Annotated in this window: 16 protein-coding genes; 12 read left to right on the forward strand and 4 right to left on the reverse strand. The window is 70.8% G+C overall.

Features of this window, described 5'->3' with window-relative positions; all coding sequences use genetic code 11:
- Positions 1–3: 3 nt before the first annotated feature.
- The 3 genes from ACIP4O_RS12600 to ACIP4O_RS12610 all read right to left on the reverse strand — a co-directional run bounded on the left by ACIP4O_RS12600 (position 4) and on the right by ACIP4O_RS12610 (position 2,246).
- The gene (locus tag ACIP4O_RS12600; protein WP_401574413.1) at positions 4–690 is read right to left on the reverse strand and encodes a maleylpyruvate isomerase family mycothiol-dependent enzyme; all 687 of its coding nucleotides are present in this window, start codon (positions 688–690) and stop codon (positions 4–6) included.
- Between the two features lie 18 nt (positions 691–708).
- Positions 709–1,536 (reverse strand): GNAT family N-acetyltransferase, encoded by an 828-nt coding sequence (locus tag ACIP4O_RS12605; protein WP_401574415.1) that lies wholly within the window; start codon positions 1,534–1,536, stop codon positions 709–711.
- A gap of 260 nt (positions 1,537–1,796) precedes the next feature.
- Positions 1,797–2,246 (reverse strand): DUF2000 family protein, encoded by a 450-nt coding sequence (locus ACIP4O_RS12610; protein ID WP_401574418.1) that lies wholly within the window; start codon positions 2,244–2,246, stop codon positions 1,797–1,799.
- A gap of 62 nt (positions 2,247–2,308) precedes the next feature.
- On the opposite strand from ACIP4O_RS12610, the gene ACIP4O_RS12615 reads away from it, so the two are divergent.
- From ACIP4O_RS12615 to ACIP4O_RS12630, 4 genes are all read left to right on the forward strand, one after another.
- The gene (locus ACIP4O_RS12615; RefSeq protein ID WP_401574420.1) at positions 2,309–3,112 is read left to right on the forward strand and encodes an AraC family transcriptional regulator; all 804 of its coding nucleotides are present in this window, start codon (positions 2,309–2,311) and stop codon (positions 3,110–3,112) included.
- A gap of 89 nt (positions 3,113–3,201) precedes the next feature.
- The gene (locus ACIP4O_RS12620; protein WP_401574422.1) at positions 3,202–3,684 is read left to right on the forward strand and encodes a MarR family winged helix-turn-helix transcriptional regulator; all 483 of its coding nucleotides are present in this window, start codon (positions 3,202–3,204) and stop codon (positions 3,682–3,684) included.
- A gap of 143 nt (positions 3,685–3,827) precedes the next feature.
- Positions 3,828–5,237, forward strand: a complete 1,410-nt coding sequence (locus ACIP4O_RS12625; protein ID WP_401574936.1) for an MFS transporter — start codon at positions 3,828–3,830, stop codon at positions 5,235–5,237.
- A gap of 43 nt (positions 5,238–5,280) precedes the next feature.
- On the forward strand, positions 5,281–5,835 hold the full coding sequence (locus tag ACIP4O_RS12630; RefSeq protein ID WP_401574424.1) for an isochorismatase family protein: 555 nt from the start codon (positions 5,281–5,283) through the stop codon (positions 5,833–5,835).
- 64 nt (positions 5,836–5,899) lie between these two features.
- On the opposite strand, the gene ACIP4O_RS12635 is transcribed toward ACIP4O_RS12630, so the two are convergent.
- Positions 5,900–6,514 carry a dihydrofolate reductase family protein gene (locus ACIP4O_RS12635; RefSeq protein WP_401574426.1) on the reverse strand — a complete coding sequence of 205 codons (615 nt, stop codon included), beginning with the start codon at positions 6,512–6,514 and terminating at the stop codon, positions 5,900–5,902.
- Between the two features lie 173 nt (positions 6,515–6,687).
- Here ACIP4O_RS12635 and ACIP4O_RS12640 point away from each other — a divergent pair, with 173 nt between their 5' ends.
- From ACIP4O_RS12640 to ACIP4O_RS12675, 8 genes are all read left to right on the forward strand, one after another.
- A complete protein-coding gene (locus tag ACIP4O_RS12640; protein ID WP_401574428.1) occupies positions 6,688–9,117 on the forward strand; it encodes an ABC transporter family substrate-binding protein in 2,430 nt (809 codons plus the stop codon).
- A 155-nt stretch (positions 9,118–9,272) separates the two neighbouring features.
- On the forward strand, positions 9,273–11,147 hold the full coding sequence (gene typA, locus ACIP4O_RS12645) for a translational GTPase TypA (RefSeq protein WP_401574430.1): 1,875 nt from the start codon (positions 9,273–9,275) through the stop codon (positions 11,145–11,147).
- 704 nt (positions 11,148–11,851) lie between these two features.
- The gene (locus ACIP4O_RS12650) at positions 11,852–13,492 is read left to right on the forward strand and encodes an ABC transporter substrate-binding protein (RefSeq protein ID WP_401574432.1); all 1,641 of its coding nucleotides are present in this window, start codon (positions 11,852–11,854) and stop codon (positions 13,490–13,492) included.
- Positions 13,493–13,638: 146 nt separating this feature from the next.
- On the forward strand, positions 13,639–14,568 hold the full coding sequence (locus ACIP4O_RS12655) for an ABC transporter permease (protein WP_401574434.1): 930 nt from the start codon (positions 13,639–13,641) through the stop codon (positions 14,566–14,568).
- Positions 14,561–15,529 carry an ABC transporter permease gene (locus ACIP4O_RS12660; RefSeq protein ID WP_401574436.1) on the forward strand — a complete coding sequence of 323 codons (969 nt, stop codon included), beginning with the start codon at positions 14,561–14,563 and terminating at the stop codon, positions 15,527–15,529. Before ACIP4O_RS12655 ends, ACIP4O_RS12660 begins: the two co-directional genes overlap by 8 nt.
- Before the next feature lie 11 nt (positions 15,530–15,540).
- A complete protein-coding gene (locus tag ACIP4O_RS12665; RefSeq protein WP_401574438.1) occupies positions 15,541–16,602 on the forward strand; it encodes an ABC transporter ATP-binding protein in 1,062 nt (353 codons plus the stop codon).
- Positions 16,595–17,740 carry an ABC transporter ATP-binding protein gene (locus ACIP4O_RS12670; RefSeq protein WP_401574440.1) on the forward strand — a complete coding sequence of 382 codons (1,146 nt, stop codon included), beginning with the start codon at positions 16,595–16,597 and terminating at the stop codon, positions 17,738–17,740. Before ACIP4O_RS12665 ends, ACIP4O_RS12670 begins: the two co-directional genes overlap by 8 nt.
- A gap of 179 nt (positions 17,741–17,919) precedes the next feature.
- On the forward strand, positions 17,920–19,563 hold the full coding sequence (locus tag ACIP4O_RS12675) for an ABC transporter substrate-binding protein (RefSeq protein WP_401574442.1): 1,644 nt from the start codon (positions 17,920–17,922) through the stop codon (positions 19,561–19,563).
- Positions 19,564–19,570: the final 7 nt, after the last annotated feature.

Consider the following 19,570-nt stretch of genomic DNA (forward strand, 5'->3'; position numbering starts at 1 on the left):
AGTTCAGGGGACGAGCGGCCCGCTCAGTGCCTCCGCTCCCGCCGCCCGGTCCCCGGTCCAGGTGAGCGAGGCGGCGTCGTGGGACGCGCGGCCCCACAGCATGAGCAGCAGGTCCTGCGCCGTGCCCGCGACCTCGGCGACCGGCTCGCCCGGCCCGTGCGCCCACTGCTCGCCCGTGTCGGTGGCGGTGAGCCGCACCGCCCGCGCGGGCGGGAGGGCGACGCCCCGGGAGACCATGCGGGGCGCCATCGTGCCGAAGACCTCGGCGACCCCGTCCGCGGCGAGCGCCGGGTCCATCGGGGACGTGGCGCCGCGCGCGTGCTCCGCGTCCCAGCGGTGCACCAGCGTCTCCAGGGCGCGGCGCCGCAGCCAGAACGCCACGGAGCGCGGCAGCGCGAACGTCCACGCCTCGGTCGCGGGATCGACCGAGAGGGCCGCCACGAGCTCCCGCGCCGAACGGGCGTGCCACTCCCGCAGGGCGACCCGCTCGCGCGGCGCCGCGCCCTCGTCGTAGCCGCGCCCGTGGCGCTCGCGCACGGCGGTGACGACCCACAGGTTCCCCGCCCCCATGTGGACCGCCAGGTCCGCCACGCTCCAGTCGCCGCAGTGCGCGACGGGAGCCGACAGATCGCCGTCCAACGCGGAGTCGAAGGCCTCCAGTTCGCGGCTCAGGGCTTTCAGGTAGTCCATGGGTGTCACCGTACGTTCTCAGTCCTCGCCGCCGGCCGCGCGGGCCGGTCCGTCCCCGGGGGCGAGGCGGAGGTAGAGGCGGGTGCCGAGCGGGCGGTACCCGAGCCGTTCGTAGACGCGGCGCGACGCGTCCCCGGAGAACTCCAGCCAAACGGAGGCGGCGCCGCGCGCGAACATGTCCGCCGTGAGCGCGGAGACGACGGCGGCGGCGACGCCCCGGCGGCGGTGCGCGGGCCGCGTGCCGACCCCGCTCAGCTCGGCGGTACCGAACGCGGGCGCCACGCAACTCGCCCCGCCCGCGCAACTCCCGTCGGCCGCCCGTACGTACCGGACCGCGCCCCCGGCCTCGCAGGTCCGCCGCAAGCGCGCGATCCCCTCGGGGCTCGCGACCCCCGGGCCGCCGAAGGACTCGCTCAGCGCGGCATCGAGGGCAGCGAACTCCACGTCCCCAAGCGGTACTTCGGTGCGCGGCCCGCTCTCGGTCGGTGTGTACGTGTCCGGCGCGCACACCAGGAAGTCGTGCTCGGCCTCCACGGTGAACCCGGCGGCGAGCAGCGCGGGCGCGACGGCCGGCGCGGCGGCGGGGACGAATTCGAGCCGGGGCGTCAACTCCCGCGCGCGGAAGGCTTCGACGAGCGCCGAGACATCCGCCGCCGTGGGCTCGGCGCCGGGCAGCGGGGTCGCGTAGTTGAGGTACGGGTTCGGGTCGTCGGCCTGGAGTCCGGCGACGAAGCCCCGCGTCTCCACCACCCTTGGCCTGCGCCGTAGTTGCTCGGCGGTCGCGGACTGCACGAGCAGGCCGGGGGAGGGGGCGGCGGGGGATGCGGAGGGGTCCGCGAAAGTCATCTGCGAAGTCCTTGAGGGGAGTCACACGGTCGCCCGGACACGCGGGACGCGCGTGCGGGCAGGACGGAGAACGGCCGCGAGGGGCCGTGACGTGGGACCACCGCCGGAAGGCGCGGAGCCTTCCTCAGTGCGCGCGGCGGTCGCTGACGGACGCCGTGCTCATGGACTTCATTCCCTCGGGGACGCGAACTGCGGGACAGGGGCGGCTCACTGTGGCAGGAGGCCACGTGGCGAGCAACCCCTTTTCCCCCGGGGCCCGCTCACGGGTGCATCGTCGCGCCCTTCAGCGTCTTGTCCACCGCGTTCCTCGGCCCGTAGACCGCGAGCCCCACGAGGTCGAGCGCTGCGCCGGGGACGGCGCGGACGGCGGCGCGGTTGGCCGCGTCGTGGCCCGTCGCGAAGAGGTCCGCGGTGAAGACCGCGCGGGGCAGGGCGCGTGCGAGGGCGCGGGAGTGGGCCGTCGTGAGCAGGGCGGCGGGGCCCTCGAAGACGAGGACGGGCTGGCGGAACATCGGCAGGTACGGGGTGCTGTCGGCGTCCGCGTACGGCTCGCCGATCACCTCGGGGACCTCGGTGCCGAGGCCGCTGACGAGGAAGGCGGTCACGTTGAGCCGCTGCCAGGGGGCGAGGTCGTCCCGGAGCAGCACGGCGATCTTGGTGTCGAAGCGGACGGGGGCGACGGGAGCGACGGACGTGTCGGTGCTGGTCATGGAGCCAGCCTCGCGGTGGGGGCGCGGCGCGTTCTTGTACGTTCCTGGCGTACGTTCGGGGGATGGCCACCCGGCACGAGATCTCGGCGTGGCGGCCCGCTGTCCCCGGGGTGACGGAGGTGCTGCACGCGCGCTTCACGGACCACGCGTACCCGATGCACGTGCACGAGGCGTGGACGCTGCTCATCGTGGACGACGGCGCGGTCCGCTACGACCTGGGCAGGCACCCCCACGGCACCCCGCGCGGCACGGTCTCGCTGCTGCCCCCGTACGTCCCCCACAACGGCTCCGCGGCGAGCCCCGGCGGCTTCCGCAAGCGCGTCCTGTACCTCGATCTCACCCGCCTGGGAACGGACTTGACCGGCCCCGCCGCCGACACCCCGGACCTCGCCGACCCCCTGCTCCGGGACCGCGTCGGGCGCCTGCACTCCGTACTGAGGCACCCGGGCGAGGAGTTGGAGGCGGAGAGCAGGCTCGTCCTGGTCGTGGACCGGCTGCGCCGCCACCTGCGCGCGACGGCGGAACAGCCCTTCCCCGCCGGCTCGTTGCCGCACGACCTGCGCGACCTGCTCGACGCCCGCCTCCCCGGGTCCCTGAGCCTCGCCGAGGCCGCCCGCCTCCTGCACGCGGACGAGACCCACCTCGTCCGCGCCTTCACCCGCGCCTTCGGCATCGCACCCCACCAGTACGTGACCTCCCGCCGCCTCGACCGCGCCCGCCGCCTCCTCCTCGAAGGCGTCCCCGCCGCCCGCGCCGCCGCGGAGTCCGGCTTCTACGACCAGCCCCACCTGACCCGCCACTTCCGCCGCTTCCTGGGCACGACACCGGGACGGTTCGCGCGGGGGCGTCGCGCGACGCAGGGGTGAGGAGGCGGAGCGGGGAGGCGTGCCGAAGCGTCGGCCGGGCCGTTCGGATCGACAAGTAAGTTTGCAAGTTTCCCTGTCGAACTCGTACGGTGGCCGACATGACCGAGCCCACCGCACCGCCCGCGCGGTCTGCCCCCGGCGGCCCGCACCCGGACAGCGCGCGGCTCGCCGACGAGCTGTCCTCGGTGGCCGGGCTGCTCATGCGGCGCCTGCGGACGCACTCCGCGCGCAGCCTCCTCAGCCCCACCCAGCGCTCCGCGCTCTCCCGCCTCGACCGCGAGGGCCCGATGACCACGGCGGCACTCGCCCGCGCCGAGCACGTCCGCCCCCAGTCCATGCGCGCCACGGTCGGCTACCTGCACGAACAGGGACTCGTCGCCCGCGCCCCCGACCCCGGGGACGGCCGCCAGTCCGTCGTCTCGGTCGCCGAGCGCGGCCGGACCGTCCTCGCCGAGGTCCGCGCCGCCAAACGCACCTGGCTCACCCACGCCCTCGACACCCAGCTGTCCCCCGGGGAACGCGCCCTCGTCGCCGAGGCCGTGACCCTCCTCGGCAAGGTGGTGGAAGGGTGACCGGCCCCGGCGACAGGCATACGGACACCGCCCCCGCCTCGCGTGCGGACACCGCTCCGGCCCCTCCCGCGGGCGGGGCCTCCCGCTCCCGCACCCCGGGCGCCCCCCACCCCCGTACCGCCCCGGCCGACGCGCCCGTCCCGATACCCGGCGGCCCCGACCGCCCGGAAGCCGCCCGCGCCACGCCCGGCGGCTCCGGCTTCGCCGCGCGGCTCACCGCGCCCCTGCTCCTCGGCTCGGTGCTCAACCCGCTCAACACCACGATGATCTCGACCGCCCTGGTCGCGATCGGGCACGATCTCGGCATCGGGGCCGCCGACACCGCCTGGCTCATCTCGGTGCTCTACCTCGCGAGCGCCGTCGCCCAGCCTGTGCTCGGCAAGCTCGCCGACGCGATCGGGCCGCGCCGGGTCTTCCTCGGCGGGCTGCTCGTCGTCGTGGCCTCCGGGCTCGTCGGGACCTTCGGCCCCGGCTTCGGCTGGCTCCTCCTCTCGCGGCTCCTGCTCGGCATCGGCACCTCGGCCGCGTACCCCGCCGCGATGGCCGTGCTGCGCGACGAGTCGCGCCGCGTCGGCAGGCCGACCCCGCGCCCCGTACTCGCCCGGCTCTCCTTCGCAGGGCTCGGCTCCACCGCCGTGGGGCCGACGCTCGGCGGCGTGCTCGTCGGGGCCTTCGGCTGGCGGGCGATCTTCCTCGTCAACGTGCCGATGGCGCTCGCGGCCTTCGCGCTCGCGCTCGTGTGGGTCCCGGCCGACCGGCCCCCTACGGCCCGTACCGAAGCCGGGGAGAAGCCCCGCGCGCTCGGCATCGACCCCCTCGGCATCGGCCTCTTCGCCGCCGCGCTCACCCTCCTGTGCGTCTTCCTCCTCGACCTCGCGCACCCCGACTGGTGGCTCCTCGCCCCCTTCGCGCTCTGCGCGGCGCTCCTGACACGCTGGCAACTGCGCACCCCCCGCCCCTTCCTCGACCTGCGGATGATCGCCCGCAACGGCCCCCTCGCCCGCACCTACCTGCGCCACGGGCTGAGCTACCTCCAGATCTACTGCGTCATGTACGGATTCACCCAGTGGCTGGAGGAGGCGCACGGCTACTCCTCCACGCAGAGCGGGCTCGTCATGCTGCCGATGTCCCTGTGCGCCCTCGTCTGCTCGCTCACGGCCGCCCGTACGAAGGGCATCCGCGCCCCGCTCTCCCTCGGCGCCGCCCTCCTCACGCTCGGCGCCGGGGTCCTCGCGGGCATCACCGGCCGCACACCGCTCGCCGTGCTGCTCCTCATCGCCGCCTGCTTCGGCATCCCGCAGGGCCTCCTCGGCACGAGCAACCAGGCCGCCATCCAGCAGCACGCCCCCGCCGACTCCATCGGCTCGGCGGCCGGGCTCCAGCGCACCGCGCAGTACATCGGCGCCATCACCGCTTCGAGCCTCATCGCGCTCGCCTACGGGCGGCGCGCCTCCGACAGCGGTATGCACCTCATGGCGCTCGTCTCGGCCGTGCTCGGCGCGGCCGTCCTCGTCCTCACCCTCCTGGACCGCTCCCTGCGCCCCCGCGCCTGAGCGGCCCCTCACCGGTACGACCCGTTACGAAGGAGCACCACCCATGACCGCCACGACCCTCGACCCCCGCACCGCGCTGATCGTCGTCGACCTCCAGAAGGGCATCGCCGCCATGCCGGGCGCGCCCATTCCCTCGAAGGACGTCATCGCGCGTTCCGCCGCTCTCGCCGCCGCCTTCCGCGCCAAGGGCCTGCCCGTCGTCCTCGTCAACGTGACCGGCGGCGCCCCCGGCCGCAACGAGGCCCCGCAGCGCGGCGAGCAGCCCCCGGCCGACTGGGCGGACCTCGTCGCGGACCTGGACGCGCAGGACTCCGACATCCGCGTCACGAAGCAGACGTGGGGCGCCTTCTACGGCACCGACCTCGACTCGCAGCTCCGCCGCCGGGGCGTCACCCAGGTCGTCCTGACCGGCATCGCCACGAGCATCGGCGTCGAGTCCACCGCCCGCTTCGCGCAGGAGTACGGCTACAACGTCACCGTCGTGACCGACGCCGTCACCGACATGAACGCCGACGCCCACACCAACAGCGTCGAGCGCGTCTTCCCGCGCCTCGGCGAGACCGGCACGACCGAGGAGATCACCAAGCTCCTCGGCTGAGGCCGGGCACTCGACGCGGAAGGGGCGGCCACCGGCGCGGTGGCCGCCCCTTCCGCGTACGTCCTCACACCACGTCGTACGTGAGGTGCGTCGCCGTCGAGGTCACGCGCACGTCCCGCTGCACGAGCCCGCGCGCCGTGCCACCGGTGAAGAGCGGGGTGCCCGCGCCGAGCAGCACGGGGGAGAGGTGCAGCGAGAGGACGTCGACGAGCCCCGCCGCGAAGGCCGAGCGGATCAGCGCGGCGCCGCCCATGAGGACGGCGTCGAGTTCCCGCCCCGCGGCGGCGGAGGCGGCCTCGGCGCGGGCGCGCGCGGCGGCGACGGCGTCGGGCAGGCCGCTCGTGACGAAGGTCCAGTCGAGCGCGGCGAGCCGTACCGAGCCGGGCCTCGCGCGCGTCACGACGAAGAAGGCGGGCCGGCCCACCTCCCCGGCCCCGTACCCGACCTCGTCGTCCCACCCCTCGGGCCCGTCCACGACGTCGAAGAGCCGACGCCCCAGGACGACGGCCCCGGAGCGCGCCGTCCCCTCGCCGAGCACCCGCCGGTCCTCGGGGTCGTCCGAGAAGGCCCAGGTGTGCAGCGCCTCCCCGCCGTCACCGAGCCCGTTGCGGGGCCCGGGGCGGGGGCCGGTGACGAAGCCGTCGAGGGAGGCCGAGATGTCGGCGACGATGCGGGTCATGGGGGAGAGGTACCCGTACCGCGCCCGCCACTCGCCGCGCTGCTTCCCCCGGGGGACTTCCGTGGGCCAACCGGGTGCGCTGACCGGCATATCCCGCGTGGAGGGCAATAGATGTGATCGGACCGTAAGCAGAAAGTCGGACAAAGGCGTCACGCCACGGAGGTACCAGCACGATGTCGTCGTACAGCGGCCCGAGACTGCGTTCCGCCGTGTTCCTGGTGGCAGGCGTGCTCGCCGTGCCCGCCCTCGCCTCCTGCTCCGGCGACGGCGGCGGCTCGCACGCGGGGCGCGTCGTCGCGCCCGACGTCCACCAGGCCGCACGGGACCGCGTCGCGGAGGGCGGCACCCTGCACTGGGCGGTCGACCAGCTCCCCAGCACCCTCAACACCTTCCAGGCCGACGCCGACACCACCACCGCGCGCGTCGCCTCCGCCACGCTGCCCTCGATGTTCCACCTCGACCGGCAGGGCCGCCCCGCCCGCTCCGCCGCGTACCTGCGCGACGCGAAGGTCGAGACCACCGAGCCCCGCCAGGTCGTCGTCTACCACCTCGACCCCAAGGCCGCCTGGAACAACGGCCGCGACCTCGGCGCCGAGGACTTCGCCGCCCAGTGGCAGGCGCTGCGCGGCTCCGACAGCAAGTACTGGACCGCGCGCAACGCCGGTTACGACCGCATCGCGAAGGTCGAGCGCGGCGCGAACGCGCAGGAGGTACGGGTCACCTTCGCCAAGCCCTACGCGGACTGGCGCGCCCTCTTCTCGCCGCTGTACCCCAAGGAGGTCATGGGCAGCCCCCAGACCTTCAACGACGGCGCGCGCTCCGGGCTCGCCGTGAGCGCGGGCCCCTTCCGGGTCGGCAAGGAGGACCGCGAGAGCGGCGACCTCACGCTGGAGCGCGACACCCGCTGGTGGGGCGACCGCGCCAAGCTCGACGCCCTCGTCCTGCGCGCGCTCCCCGCCGGCAAGCGGGTCAAGGCCATGCTCGACGGACGCGTCGACCTCGCCCCCGTCGAACAGGACGAGGCCGCGCGCGTCGCCCGCGCGGGCAAGGGCGACGGCGGCCCGCTCGCCCCGCAGAACGGCCCGAACGCCGCGGGCGCCGTCGCCGCCGACGTCTACTCCCGCGCCTTCGCCAAGGGCTCCCCCGAGCAGGTCAACCGCCTCGACCGGCAGAACCGCGCCGACCTCGCCGAGGCCCGCGCCGTCGAGGAGGCCCAGCAGCGCAGCCTCGGCCGCTACCGCCTGCGCAAGAGCCTCGAACCCGCCTACACGCAGCTCGCGCTCAACGGCGAGTCGGGCCCCCTCTCCGACGAGCGCGTACGCCGCGCGGTGGCCCGCGCCCTCGACCGCAAGGCCCTCGCCCAGCTCGTCCTCAAGCCCCTCGGCCTGCCCGCCGACCCGGTCGGCAGCCACCTCGCCCTCGCGGGCCAGGACGCCTACGCCGACAGCAGCGGCGCCCTCGGCAAGCAGGACGCCGTCGAGGCGCAGGCCCTCCTCTCCGACGCGGGCTACAAGCAGGCCCCCGTCTCCGGGGAGGCCGCGAAGAAGGACGAGGCCGCGCAGGGCAAGGCCGGCGCGGGCGCCGACGGCAAGGCGGGCACCGCGGCGGGTACGCAGCGCGACGCGGACGACAAGGCGCCCCGTACCGACGGCAAGGCGCCCGAGGACGAGGCCCGTGGCGAGAAGACCGGCGCCGAGGCCGGGAAGGCCCGGGCGGCCGGGAAGAAGGCCGAGGCGGAGAAGAAGGCCAAGGCCAAGGCCAAGGCCAAGGCCGAGGCCAAGGAGAAGGCCGAGAGCGCCGGGGCCCCGCTCGCCCCCGCCCCCGTACCCCCGCAGTCCGTCCTCCTCCACCAGGCGTACGCGATGGCGGCCCCGGCCGCGAAGGCCGCCGGGGCCCCCGGCGCCTATGCCCCCAAGGGGACCCCCGCGCCGCGGCAGCCGGAGGAGAAGGACGAGGCGGCGCCCAAGGCGGGCCCCGCCGGGGCCCCCGCCATGCTCGGCAAGGACGGCAAGCCCCTCACGCTCCGCTTCGTCGTCCCCTCGGGCGCCGGTTCCGCGCAGCTGCGCGAGGTCGGCGAGAAGATCGCCGGCATGGTCGAGAAGATCGGCATCCGCGCCCAGGTGCAGAAGGTGCCCGACGCCTCCTACTTCAAGGACCACATCGCGACCGGCGACTACGACATGGCGCTGTGGTCCTGGCCGGGCACCGCCTTCCCCGCCACCGACGCGCGCCCCGTCTACGGCAAGCCCGTCCCGGCGGCGGACGGCTCGCTCAACGTCGACCAGAACTACACGCGCGTCGGCACCGACCGCATCGACCAGCTCCTCGACCAGGCGGCCGGGACCCTCGACGCCAAGGAGGCCGGGCAGCTCGTGAAGAAGGCGGACGCCCGCATCTGGGCCGCCGCCGGTTCCATCCCGCTCTACCAGCGCCCCGAACTCGTCGCCGCGCGCTCCGACCTCCGCAACGCCGGGGCCTTCGGCTTCGCCACCCCGGACTGGGAGAACATCGGCTTCGCGAAGAAGGGCGACAGCGGCCCGAAGGGCACGAAGGCGCCGGCCGGCAAGCCCGTGATGAACACGAGGGCCCCCGGCGGGGAGTGACCCCCGTCTCCTCCCGAGCCCACCCGCGGGGCCCGTACCGCGCCACCCGGTACGGGCCCCGTACGATGGGGTGAGGCCGTGGCATGTTCCGCCCGGCAGGGCGCGCGTACGACACCGGACGCGCAGCCATCCACGACTCGGGAGAATCGCCGCAAGTGCCCACGCGCCATGACATCCGTAACGTCGCCATCGTCGCCCACGTCGACCACGGGAAGACGACGCTGGTCGACGCCATGCTGAAGCAGGCCGGGGCCTTCGCCGCGCACGCGGCGGAGCACCTGGACGACCGCATGATGGACTCCAACGACCTGGAACGTGAGAAGGGCATCACGATCCTGGCCAAGAACACGGCCGTGAAGTACCACCCCAAGGACGGGGGCGAGCCCATCACCATCAACATCATCGACACCCCCGGCCACGCCGACTTCGGCGGTGAGGTCGAGCGCGGCCTGTCGATGGTGGACGCGGTGGTGCTCCTGGTCGACGCCTCCGAGGGCCCCCTCCCGCAGACCCGCTTCGTGCTGCGCAAGGCACTCTCCGCGCGGCTGCCCGTCATCCTCTGCATCAACAAGACGGACCGCCCCGACTCGCGGATCTCCGAGGTCATCGACGAGACGTACGACCTCTTCCTCGACCTCGACGCGGACGAGGAGCAGATCGAGTTCCCGATCGTCTACGCCTGCGCGCGCGACGGGGTGGCCTCGCTCACCAAGCCCGAGGACGGCACCGTCCCCGCCGACTCCACCAACCTGGAGCCGTTCTTCTCGACGATCCTGGACACCGTCCCGGCCCCCGAGTACGACGAGGCCGCGCCCCTCCAGGCGCACGTCACCAACCTCGACGCCGACAACTTCCTCGGCCGCATCGCGCTGTGCCGCGTCGAGCAGGGCGAGCTGCGCAAGGGCCAGACGGTCGCGTGGATCAAGCGGGACGGCTCGATCCAGAACGTCCGCATCACCGAGCTGCTCATGACCGAGGCGCTCACCCGCAAGCCGGCCGAGAAGGCGGGCCCCGGTGACATCTGCGCGATCGCGGGCATCCCCGACATCATGATCGGTGAGACCCTCGCCGACACCGAGAACCCCGTCGCGCTGCCGCTCATCACGGTGGACGAGCCGGCGATCTCCATGACGATCGGGACCAACACCTCGCCGCTGGTCGGCAAGGGCGGCAAGGGCCACAAGGTCACCGCCCGCCAGGTCAAGGACCGCCTCGACCGCGAGCTGATCGGCAACGTCTCGCTGCGCGTGCTCGACACCGAGCGCCCCGACGCCTGGGAGGTCCAGGGCCGCGGCGAGCTCGCGCTCGCCATCCTGGTCGAGCAGATGCGCCGCGAGGGCTTCGAGCTGACCGTCGGCAAGCCCGAGGTCGTCACCAAGGAGATCAACGGCAAGGTCCACGAGCCGATCGAGCGCATGACGATCGACTCCCCCGAGGAGCACCTCGGCGCGATCACCCAGCTCATGGCGACCCGCAAGGGCCGGATGGAGACCATGACGAACCACGGCTCCGGCTGGGTGCGCATGGAGTGGATCGTGCCCTCCCGCGGCCTGATCGGCTTCCGTACCGAGTTCCTGACCCAGACCCGCGGCACCGGTATCGCGCACTCCATCTTCGAGGGCCACGAGCCCTGGTTCGGTGAGCTGCGCACCCGCCACAACGGCTCGCTGGTCGCGGACCGCGCGGGCGTCGTGACCCCCTTCGCGATGGTCAACCTCCAGGAGCGCGGCGTCATCTTCACCGAGGCCACGACGGAGGTCTACGAGGGCATGATCGTCGGCGAGAACTCGCGCGCCGACGACATGGACGTGAACATCACCAAGGAGAAGAAGCTCACCAACATGCGTGCCGCTTCCGCCGACACCACCGAGAACGTGGTGCCCGCGCGCAAGCTCTCGCTGGAGCAGTCCCTGGAGTTCTGCCGCAACGACGAGTGCGTCGAGGTGACCCCGGAGACGGTCCGTATCCGCAAGGTCGTCCTCGACGGCCGTGAGCGCGCCCGCTCGGCCTCCCGCGCCAAGCACAACTGACCCCGCGCCACACCGGGGCCCGGCACTCCCGCGGGGGGTGCCGGGCCCTCCGCGTGCCCGGACACGGCTCGCCCCGAAGGGACGGCCCGCCGCCGCGCGTCGACCCCTCGCGCGGGTCCCGTTCCCGAAAGCGCCTCGGGGGCGCCCTGTTCCCCAACTGCCCCTCGTGTGTGGTGACTTCGCGGTGGCTTGTGCGGTGCTCGGGCCCATTTTCCCGAGGTGCCCTCCCCTCCGCCGCGCCCGCGTGGCACCCTGGTGCGCGGCGGCGCTTCAACACCCCCGGGGCCGCGTCCCGTTGGCCGGAGTTGACGCGCGTCGACCACGGAGGGTCACCGCCACGCGGGGTGACCTGTAGGGCCACTCTCCGCAACCCTTTTTCTTCGCTGGGTGTCCGAATAGCGGAATGCCCTGACCGATAACTGTGTAACGAGTCCGTTTCGCACCCATCTGCTTCGCCTCTATTTGTCCGGATTTTAAGAGCCGACTGGAACAGGTGTGACCGAACCGAGACCAAAAGGGTGTGGTCAGTCGTCGTTCAAATGACGAATAGTGTTCGGCGTAGAGCTCGGGTCAATGGGTCACGCGCTGTCGCGCCGACTCACGAGCACACTGAGGCGCAGCACTCCCATGAAGGCACCGTCGTCGGCATGTGTCGTGCGCCCCTCTCTTTGCAGTGGACAAGTGGACTCATGAGGAGGAACCCCATGCGTGGTGCGACAAGCGCCAAGTGGGTTGCGGGCGCGGCGATCATCGCCCTGGCGGCTACCGCCTGTGGCAGCGACGACGGCGACAGCAACGACAACAGCAGCAAGAAGCCCGCCGCGGGCGCGGTGAACACCAAGGGGATCTTCTCCGTCGAGGTCGGCGAGCCGCAGAACCCCCTGCAGCCGGCGAACACGATGGAGTCCAACGGCAGCATCGTCGTCAAGTCGCTGTTCTCGCAGCTCGTCGACTACGACGCCAAGGGCCAGATCAAGATGGTCAACGCCCAGTCGGTGGAGACCAAGGACAGCAAGACCTACACGGTCAAGCTCAAGCCGGGCTGGAAGTTCCACGACGGCACCACCGTCACCGCCGAGTCCTACGTCAAGGCGTGGAACTGGGCCGCCCAGCCGGCGAACAAGCAGACCAACAGCGCCTGGTTCTCCGACATCAAGGGGTACGACGACGTCGCCCCGGCCAAGGGCAAGCCCAAGGCCGAGGAGATGTCCGGCCTGAAGGTCGTCGACGACAACACCTTCACGATCGAGCTGAGCAAGTCCCTGCCGTACTTCGAGTACAAGCTCGGCTACGAGGTCTTCTCCCCCCTCCCCGAGTCCTTCTACAAGGACCCGAAGGCCGCCGGTGAGAAGCCGATCGGCAACGGCCCCTACAAGTTCGCGAGCTGGGACCACAAGAAGCAGATCAAGGTCACCAAGTTCGACGGCTACCAGGGCCCGGACAAGGCGCAGAACGGCGGGGTGATCTTCAAGAACTACTCCAGCCTCGACACCGCCTACGAGGACCTCAAGTCCGGCAACGTCGACGTGCTGCGCCAGATCGGCCCGAAGGACCTCCCGGTCTACAAGACGGACCTCGGTGACCGCGCCGTGGACAAGGCCTACTCCGCGATCCAGACGATCGTCCCGGCCTTCTACGGCAAGCAGTTCAAGGACGTCGACCCCAAGGTCATCCAGGGTCTGTCCATGGCGATCGACCGCGACACGATCACCAAGACCGTGCTGCAGGGCACCCGCGAGCCCGCCACCGGCTTCGTCGCCAAGGGCGTCAACGGCTACCAGCCGAACGTCGCCGGTGACGTCACCAAGTACGACCCGGCCAAGGCGAAGAAGCTCATCAAGGACGGCGGCGGCGTCCCGGGCAACAAGATCTCGATCCAGTACAACGCCGACGGTGGCCACAAGGAGTGGGTGGAGGCCGTCTGCGGTTCCATCACCAAGGCGACCGGCATCAAGTGCGTGGGCGACTCGAAGGCCGACTTCCAGGCCGACCTGAACGCCCGTGACGCCAAGCAGGTCAAGTCCTTCTACCGCAGTGGCTGGGTGCTGGACTACCCGATGAACGCCAACTTCATCCGTGACCTCTACGGCACGAAGTCGGACGGCAACCAGAGCGGCTTCTCCAACAAGGAGGTCGACGACCTGATCGCCAAGGCCGACTCGGCCAAGACCCTTGAGGACTCCGTCAAGGAGTACCAGGAGGTCGAGAAGAAGCTCGTCGAGTTCATGCCCGGCATCCCGCTCTGGTACTACAAGGTCAACGCCGGCTACTCGCCGAAGGTCCAGAACGTGGACTACTCGCAGACCGGTGACCCGATCCTGACGCAGATCCAGGTCAAGAAGTAACAAAAGAATCCAGGCTCGTTGCGACCCGGCCGGTGTGAACACCGCCGGCCGGGCGCATAGCCGCAGCTGGGGGCCCTTCACCGACGGACGCACCGGACGTCGGGGGAGGGCCCGTTGGCTGTCAGCTGTGACTACATGGAGGCACGATGGGGCGCTACGTCATACGACGCCTGCTCCAGATGATCCCGGTGTTCATCGGGACCACTCTGCTGATCTTTCTCGCGGTTTACCTCCTACCGGGGGACCCCGTGCGAGGTCTCTTCGGCGACAAGGGGGCCTCACCGGCCCAGCTCGCCTCTCTTCGCCACGAATACGGCCTCGACCGGAACATATTCGTGCAGTACGGCAACTACATGTGGGACATGGTTGCCCACTTCGACTTCGGCACGCAGATCGCGAGCGGACGTCCGGTGACCGACATCCTCGGTGACGCCTTCCCGGTGACCATCAGGCTCGCTGTCTTCGCTCTCGTCCTGGAGATCGTCTTCGGTATCACGCTCGGCATCATCTCCGGGATGTTCGCCGGCAAGTTCCTGGACCAGGCGATCCTGATCCTGACGCTGCTCTTCATCTCCATCCCGGTGTTCGTGCTCGCGTTCCTCATCAAGGCCGCGATCCTGTTCCCCGCGAACCTGCCACCGAACGTCAACGACGACACCAACATCGGGCAGATGCTGGCACCGGCGGCGGTGCTGGCGACAGCCTCGCTGGCCTACGTCGCCCGTCTGACCCGCGGCACCCTCGTGGAGAACCGCCGCGCCGACTACATGCGCACCGCCGTCGCCAAGGGCCTGCCCCGGCGCCGCGTCATCGGTGTGCACCTCATGCGCAACTCGCTGATCCCCGTCGTCACCTTCCTCGGTACCGACCTCGGCGCCCTCATGGGCGGCGCGATCGTGACGGAGGGCGCCTTCAACATCAAGGGCGTCGGCGGGACGATCTACGAATCCATCGTGCGCCGTGAGGGCACCACGCTGGTCGGACTCGTGACGATCCTCGTCCTCGTCTACCTGCTGTGCAGCCTGCTCGTCGACCTGCTCTACGCGGTCCTGGACCCGAGGATTCGCTATGCCTGACCTCACCAAGGAAGCGGCCGACGAAGCCGCGAAGCACACGCTCGGCGAAGCGGTCCCCACGGCCGACACCGCCGTCGTGGAGAAGGCCGCCAAGGACAAGACCCGCAGCCTGTGGGGCGACGCCTGGGTGGACCTGCGCCGCCGGCCGATGTTCATCGTCTCGGCGCTGATCATCCTGCTGCTCATCGTCATGTCGGCCTGGCCCGGTCTCTTCACCGGCACCGACCCGACGGCGACGGACCTCCAGAACCACTACCTGAGCAAGCCGAAGCTCGGGCACGTCTTCCAGGCCGACTGGCTTGGTTACGACCAGCAGGGCCGCTCCGTCTACGCCCGTCTCGTCCACGGCACCCGCAACTCGGTCCTCGTGGGCTTCGGCGCGACGGTCATCGTGACGCTGCTCGGCAGCTTCGTCGGCATGATCGCCGGTTACTTCGGCGGCTGGCTCGACGCGATCCTGTCCCGGGTGACCGACATCTTCTTCGGCATCCCGTTCCTGCTCGGCGCCATGCTGGTCATGAACGCCTTCACCGACCGCAAGTGGTGGCTCGTCGCCGCCGCGCTCGGCATCCTCGGCTGGACGCAGATCACCCGCGTCATGCGCGGCTCGGTACTCACCGTCAAGCAGTCCGACTACGTCCAGGCCGCGAAGGCCCTCGGCGCGAGCACCTCGCGGATCATGCTCCGGCACATCCTGCCGAACGCCATGGCCCCGGTGATCGTCGTCGCGACCATCGCGCTCGGCACGTACATCGGCGCGGAGGCCACGCTCTCCTACCTCGGCCTCGGGCTCTCCGCCCCGGCCGTCTCCTGGGGCGCGGACATCTCCGACGGCCTCGCCCAGATCCGGGTGGCCCAGCACGTGCTGCTGTACCCCTCGATCATGCTGACGCTCACCGTTTTCGCCTTCATCATGCTCGGCGAAGCCGTCCGCAACGCCCTCGACCCGAAGCTCCGCTGAGGGAGACGCTCGTGACCATCATCGATTCCACTCCGGACACCGTTCCCTCGCCGCGCGAATCCGGCGCCGAGGACGGCCCGCTCCTGGACGTGCGCGACCTGCACGTCGAGTTCCGCACCCGCGAGGGCGTGGTCAGGGCGGTCAACGGTGTCAACTACACGGTCGCCCCGGGCGAGACCCTCGCCGTGCTCGGCGAGTCCGGCTCCGGCAAGTCCGTCACCGCCCAGGCGATCATGGGCATCCTCGACATGCCCCCCGCGAAGATCCCGCAGGGCGAGATCCTCTACCGCGGCAAGGACATGCTGAAGATGTCCCGCGAGGAGGCCCGGCAGATACGCGGCCAGAAGATCGCGATGATCTTCCAGGACGCGCTCTCCTCGCTCAACCCCGTCCTCACCGTCGGCTATCAGCTCGGTGAGATGTTCCGGGTCCACCAGGGGCTGTCCCGCAAGGACGCCAAGGCCAAGGCCATCGAGATGATGGACAAGGTCAAGATCCCGGCGGCCAAGGAGCGGGTCAACGACTACCCGCACCAGTTCTCCGGCGGTATGCGCCAGCGCATCATGATCGCGATGGCGCTGTGCCTGGAGCCCGACCTGGTCATCGCGGACGAGCCCACCACGGCGCTCGACGTGACGGTGCAGGCGCAGGTCATGGACCTGCTCGCGGAGCTCCAGCGCGAGTACCACATGGGGCTGATCCTCATCACCCACGACCTCGGCGTGGTCGCCGACGTCGCGGACAAGATCGCCGTCATGTACGCGGGCCGCATCGTCGAGACCGCCCCCGTGCACGAGATCTACAAGAACCCGGCCCACCCCTACACCAAGGGGCTGCTCCAGTCGATCCCCCGCCTGGACATGAAGGGGCAGGAGCTCTTCGCGATCAAGGGCCTGCCGCCCAACCTGCTGCACATCCCGCAGGGTTGCGCCTTCAACCCGCGCTGCACCATGGCGCAGGACATCTGCCGCACCGACCGTCCGCCGCTGGTGGACGTGCTCGGCCCCGACGGCGAACCGCTCGCGGGCCGCCGCAGCGCCTGCCACTTCTGGAAGGAGACGGTCAATGGCTGAGAAGCCGGAGCAGAAGAAGGCTGACGCCGCCCCCAACGTCTCCGCCGTGGAGACGGTGAAGGCCGCCACCGAGGACGAGGCCGTCGCGGCGATCGACGCGAGCGTCGACCGCGGGGAGCCGATCCTCCAGGTGCGGGGCCTCAAGAAGCACTTCCCGCTCACCCAGGGGATCGTCTTCAAGCGCCAGGTCGGCGCGGTCAAGGCCGTGGACGGGGTCTCCTTCGACCTCTACCAGGGCGAGACCCTCGGCATCGTGGGCGAGTCCGGCTGCGGCAAGTCCACCGTCGCGAAGCTGCTCATGACGCTGGAGACGGCGACCGCGGGCGAGGTCTTCTACAAGGGCCAGGACATCACCAAGCTGTCCGGGCGCGCACTGAAGGCCGTGCGCCGCAACATCCAGATGGTGTTCCAGGACCCGTACACCTCGCTCAACCCGCGCATGACGGTCGGCGACATCATCGGCGAGCCCTTCGACATCCACCCGGAGGTCGCGCCGAAGGGGGACCGGCGCAAGCGCGTGCAGGACCTCCTCGACGTCGTCGGGCTCAACCCGGAGTACATCAGCCGGTACCCGCACCAGTTCTCCGGCGGTCAGCGCCAGCGCATCGGCATCGCCCGCGGCCTCGCGCTCAACCCGGAGGTCATCATCTGCGACGAGCCGGTCTCCGCGCTCGACGTCTCGGTGCAGGCCCAGGTCATCAACCTGATGGAGCGGCTCCAGGACGAGTTCAACCTGTCCTACATCTTCATCGCGCACGACCTGTCGATCGTCCGCCACATCTCGGACCGGGTCGGGGTCATGTATCTCGGCAAGATGGCCGAGATCGGCACCGACGAGCAGATCTACGAGCACCCCACGCACCCGTACACGCAGGCGCTCCTCTCCGCCGTCCCGGTCCCCGACCCCGAGGCCCGTGACCACCGCGAGCGGATCATCCTGTCGGGCGACGTGCCCTCGCCGGCCAACCCGCCCTCGGGCTGCTCCTTCCGCACCCGCTGCTGGAAGGCCCAGGACAAGTGCGCGCAGGAGACCCCCCTCCTCGCGGTGCCGGAGATCTTCCGTACGAAGGACATCCCGGCCGCGCACGAATCGGCGTGCCACTTCGCCGAGGAGAAGGACATCGTGAACGCCGCCTGAGGCGTTCCGTCCGGCCCGAAGGCCCCGTCACCGCGAGGTGGCGGGGCCTTCGCCGTACCCGCACCGCCTGCCCGTGCCCTCCCCGGGTGACTCGCCCGGCTCAGCTCGCCGTGCGCGCTTGTACCTTATGCGATGGTATGAGGCACTAAGTGCGATATGACGCTCACGAGGAGGCACCGATGCGAGGAGCCACGCACGCGAAATGGGTCGCGGGGGCGGCCGTCGTCGCGCTGGCCGCGACGGGCTGCGGCGGCGGCGACGACAGCGGTGGCGGCGGTGGCGGTGGCGGCAACGGTGGCGGCGTCGTGCGCGCCTCCTGGGGCGATCCGCAGAACCCCCTGGAGCCGGCGAACACCAACGAGGTGCAGGGCGGCAAGGTCCTCGACCTGGTCTTCCGGGGTCTCAAGCGGTACAACCCGAAGACCGGCAAGGCCGAGGACATGCTGGCCGAGAAGATCGACACCAAGGATTCCCAGACCTTCGACATCACCATCAAGAGCGGCTGGAAGTTCTCGGACGGCGAGAAGGTCACCGCCAAATCCTTCGTGGACGCCTGGAACTACGGCGCGAATCTGAAGAACAACCAGAAGAACGCCTACTTCTTCGGCCAGATCGACGGCTACGACAAGGTGCACCCCTCGGAGGGGCAGGCCACCGCCCAGACGCTCTCCGGGCTCAAGGTCACCGGGGACCGCACCTTCACCGTCAAGCTCAACCAGAAGTTCTCGACCTGGCCCGAGACCCTCGGCTACGCCGCCTTCGCCCCGCTGCCCCGCTCCTTCTTCGACAATCACGCGCAGTGGCTCAAGAAGCCCATCGGCAACGGCCCCTACACCATCGATTCCTACAAGCGCGGCTCGCAGATGCAGCTGCGCAAGTGGGACGGCTACCCCGGCGACGACAAGGCGCGGAACAACGGCGTGGACCTCAAGGTCTACACCGACGTCAACACCGCTTATACCGACCTGACCGCCGGGAACCTCGACCTCGCCGACGACATCCCGGCCAACCAGCTCCGGAACGTCAAGAACGACCTCGGTGACCGGTACATCAACCAGCCGGCCGGCATCATCCAGACCCTCGCCTTCCCCTTCTACGACAAGGAGTGGAACGGTCCCAAGAGCGCGGACCTGCGCAAGGGCCTGTCGATGGCGATCAACCGCAAGCAGATCACCGAGACGATCTTCCAGAAGACCCGCACCCCCGCCACCGACTGGACCTCGCCGGTGCTCGGCGAGGACGGCGGGTACAAGCCGGGGCTGTGCGGCGAGGCGTGCGACTACAAGCCGGACGAGGCGAAGAAGCTCATCGAGGGCGCGGGCGGCATCCCGAACGGCCAGCTCAAGATCGGCTACAACGCCGACACCGGCTCCCACAAGGAGTGGGTCGACGCGATCTGCAACAACATCAACAACGCCCTGGACAACGACAAGGCGTGCGTCGGCGACCCGACCGGCACCTTCGCGGACTTCCGCAACAAGATCGGCCAGCACAAGATGCCCGGCCCCTTCCGCGCCGGCTGGCAGATGGACTACCCGCTCATCCAGAACTTCCTCCAGCCGCTGTACTACACCGACGCCTCGTCCAACGACGGCAAGTACAGCTCGAAGAAGTTCGACGGCCTCGTCGACAAGGCGAACGCCGAGACGGACACCAAGAAGGCCGTGACGACCTTCCAGGACGCCGAGAAGGTCCTGCGCGACGACATGGGCGCCATCCCGCTCTGGTACCAGAACGGCAACGCCGGCTACTCCGACCGCCTCTCGAACGTGGCCCTGAACCCCTTCAGCGTCCCGGTCTACAACGAGATCAAGGTCAGCTGACGGCGGA

The sequence above is a fragment of the Streptomyces sp. NPDC088923 genome (genome assembly GCF_044749745.1).
Classification (GTDB): Bacteria; Actinomycetota; Actinomycetes; order Streptomycetales; family Streptomycetaceae; genus Streptomyces.

Excerpts from the sequence above, each read along its gene's own strand:
- ACIP4O_RS12600 (WP_401574413.1), bottom strand. The coding sequence starts at position 690 with ATGGACTACCTGAAAGCCCTGAGCCGCGAACTGGAGGCCTTCGACTCC.
- ACIP4O_RS12605 (WP_401574415.1), bottom strand. The coding sequence starts at position 1,536 with ATGACTTTCGCGGACCCCTCCGCATCCCCCGCCGCCCCCTCCCCCGGC.
- ACIP4O_RS12610 (WP_401574418.1), bottom strand. The coding sequence starts at position 2,246 with ATGACCAGCACCGACACGTCCGTCGCTCCCGTCGCCCCCGTCCGCTTC.
- ACIP4O_RS12615 (WP_401574420.1), top strand. The coding sequence starts at position 2,309 with ATGGCCACCCGGCACGAGATCTCGGCGTGGCGGCCCGCTGTCCCCGGG.
- ACIP4O_RS12630 (WP_401574424.1), top strand. The coding sequence starts at position 5,281 with ATGACCGCCACGACCCTCGACCCCCGCACCGCGCTGATCGTCGTCGAC.
- ACIP4O_RS12635 (WP_401574426.1), bottom strand. The coding sequence starts at position 6,514 with ATGACCCGCATCGTCGCCGACATCTCGGCCTCCCTCGACGGCTTCGTC.
- ACIP4O_RS12640 (WP_401574428.1), top strand. The coding sequence starts at position 6,688 with ATGTCGTCGTACAGCGGCCCGAGACTGCGTTCCGCCGTGTTCCTGGTG.
- ACIP4O_RS12650 (WP_401574432.1), top strand. The coding sequence starts at position 11,852 with ATGCGTGGTGCGACAAGCGCCAAGTGGGTTGCGGGCGCGGCGATCATC.
- ACIP4O_RS12655 (WP_401574434.1), top strand. The coding sequence starts at position 13,639 with ATGGGGCGCTACGTCATACGACGCCTGCTCCAGATGATCCCGGTGTTC.
- ACIP4O_RS12660 (WP_401574436.1), top strand. The coding sequence starts at position 14,561 with ATGCCTGACCTCACCAAGGAAGCGGCCGACGAAGCCGCGAAGCACACG.
- ACIP4O_RS12670 (WP_401574440.1), top strand. The coding sequence starts at position 16,595 with ATGGCTGAGAAGCCGGAGCAGAAGAAGGCTGACGCCGCCCCCAACGTC.
- ACIP4O_RS12675 (WP_401574442.1), top strand. The coding sequence starts at position 17,920 with ATGCGAGGAGCCACGCACGCGAAATGGGTCGCGGGGGCGGCCGTCGTC.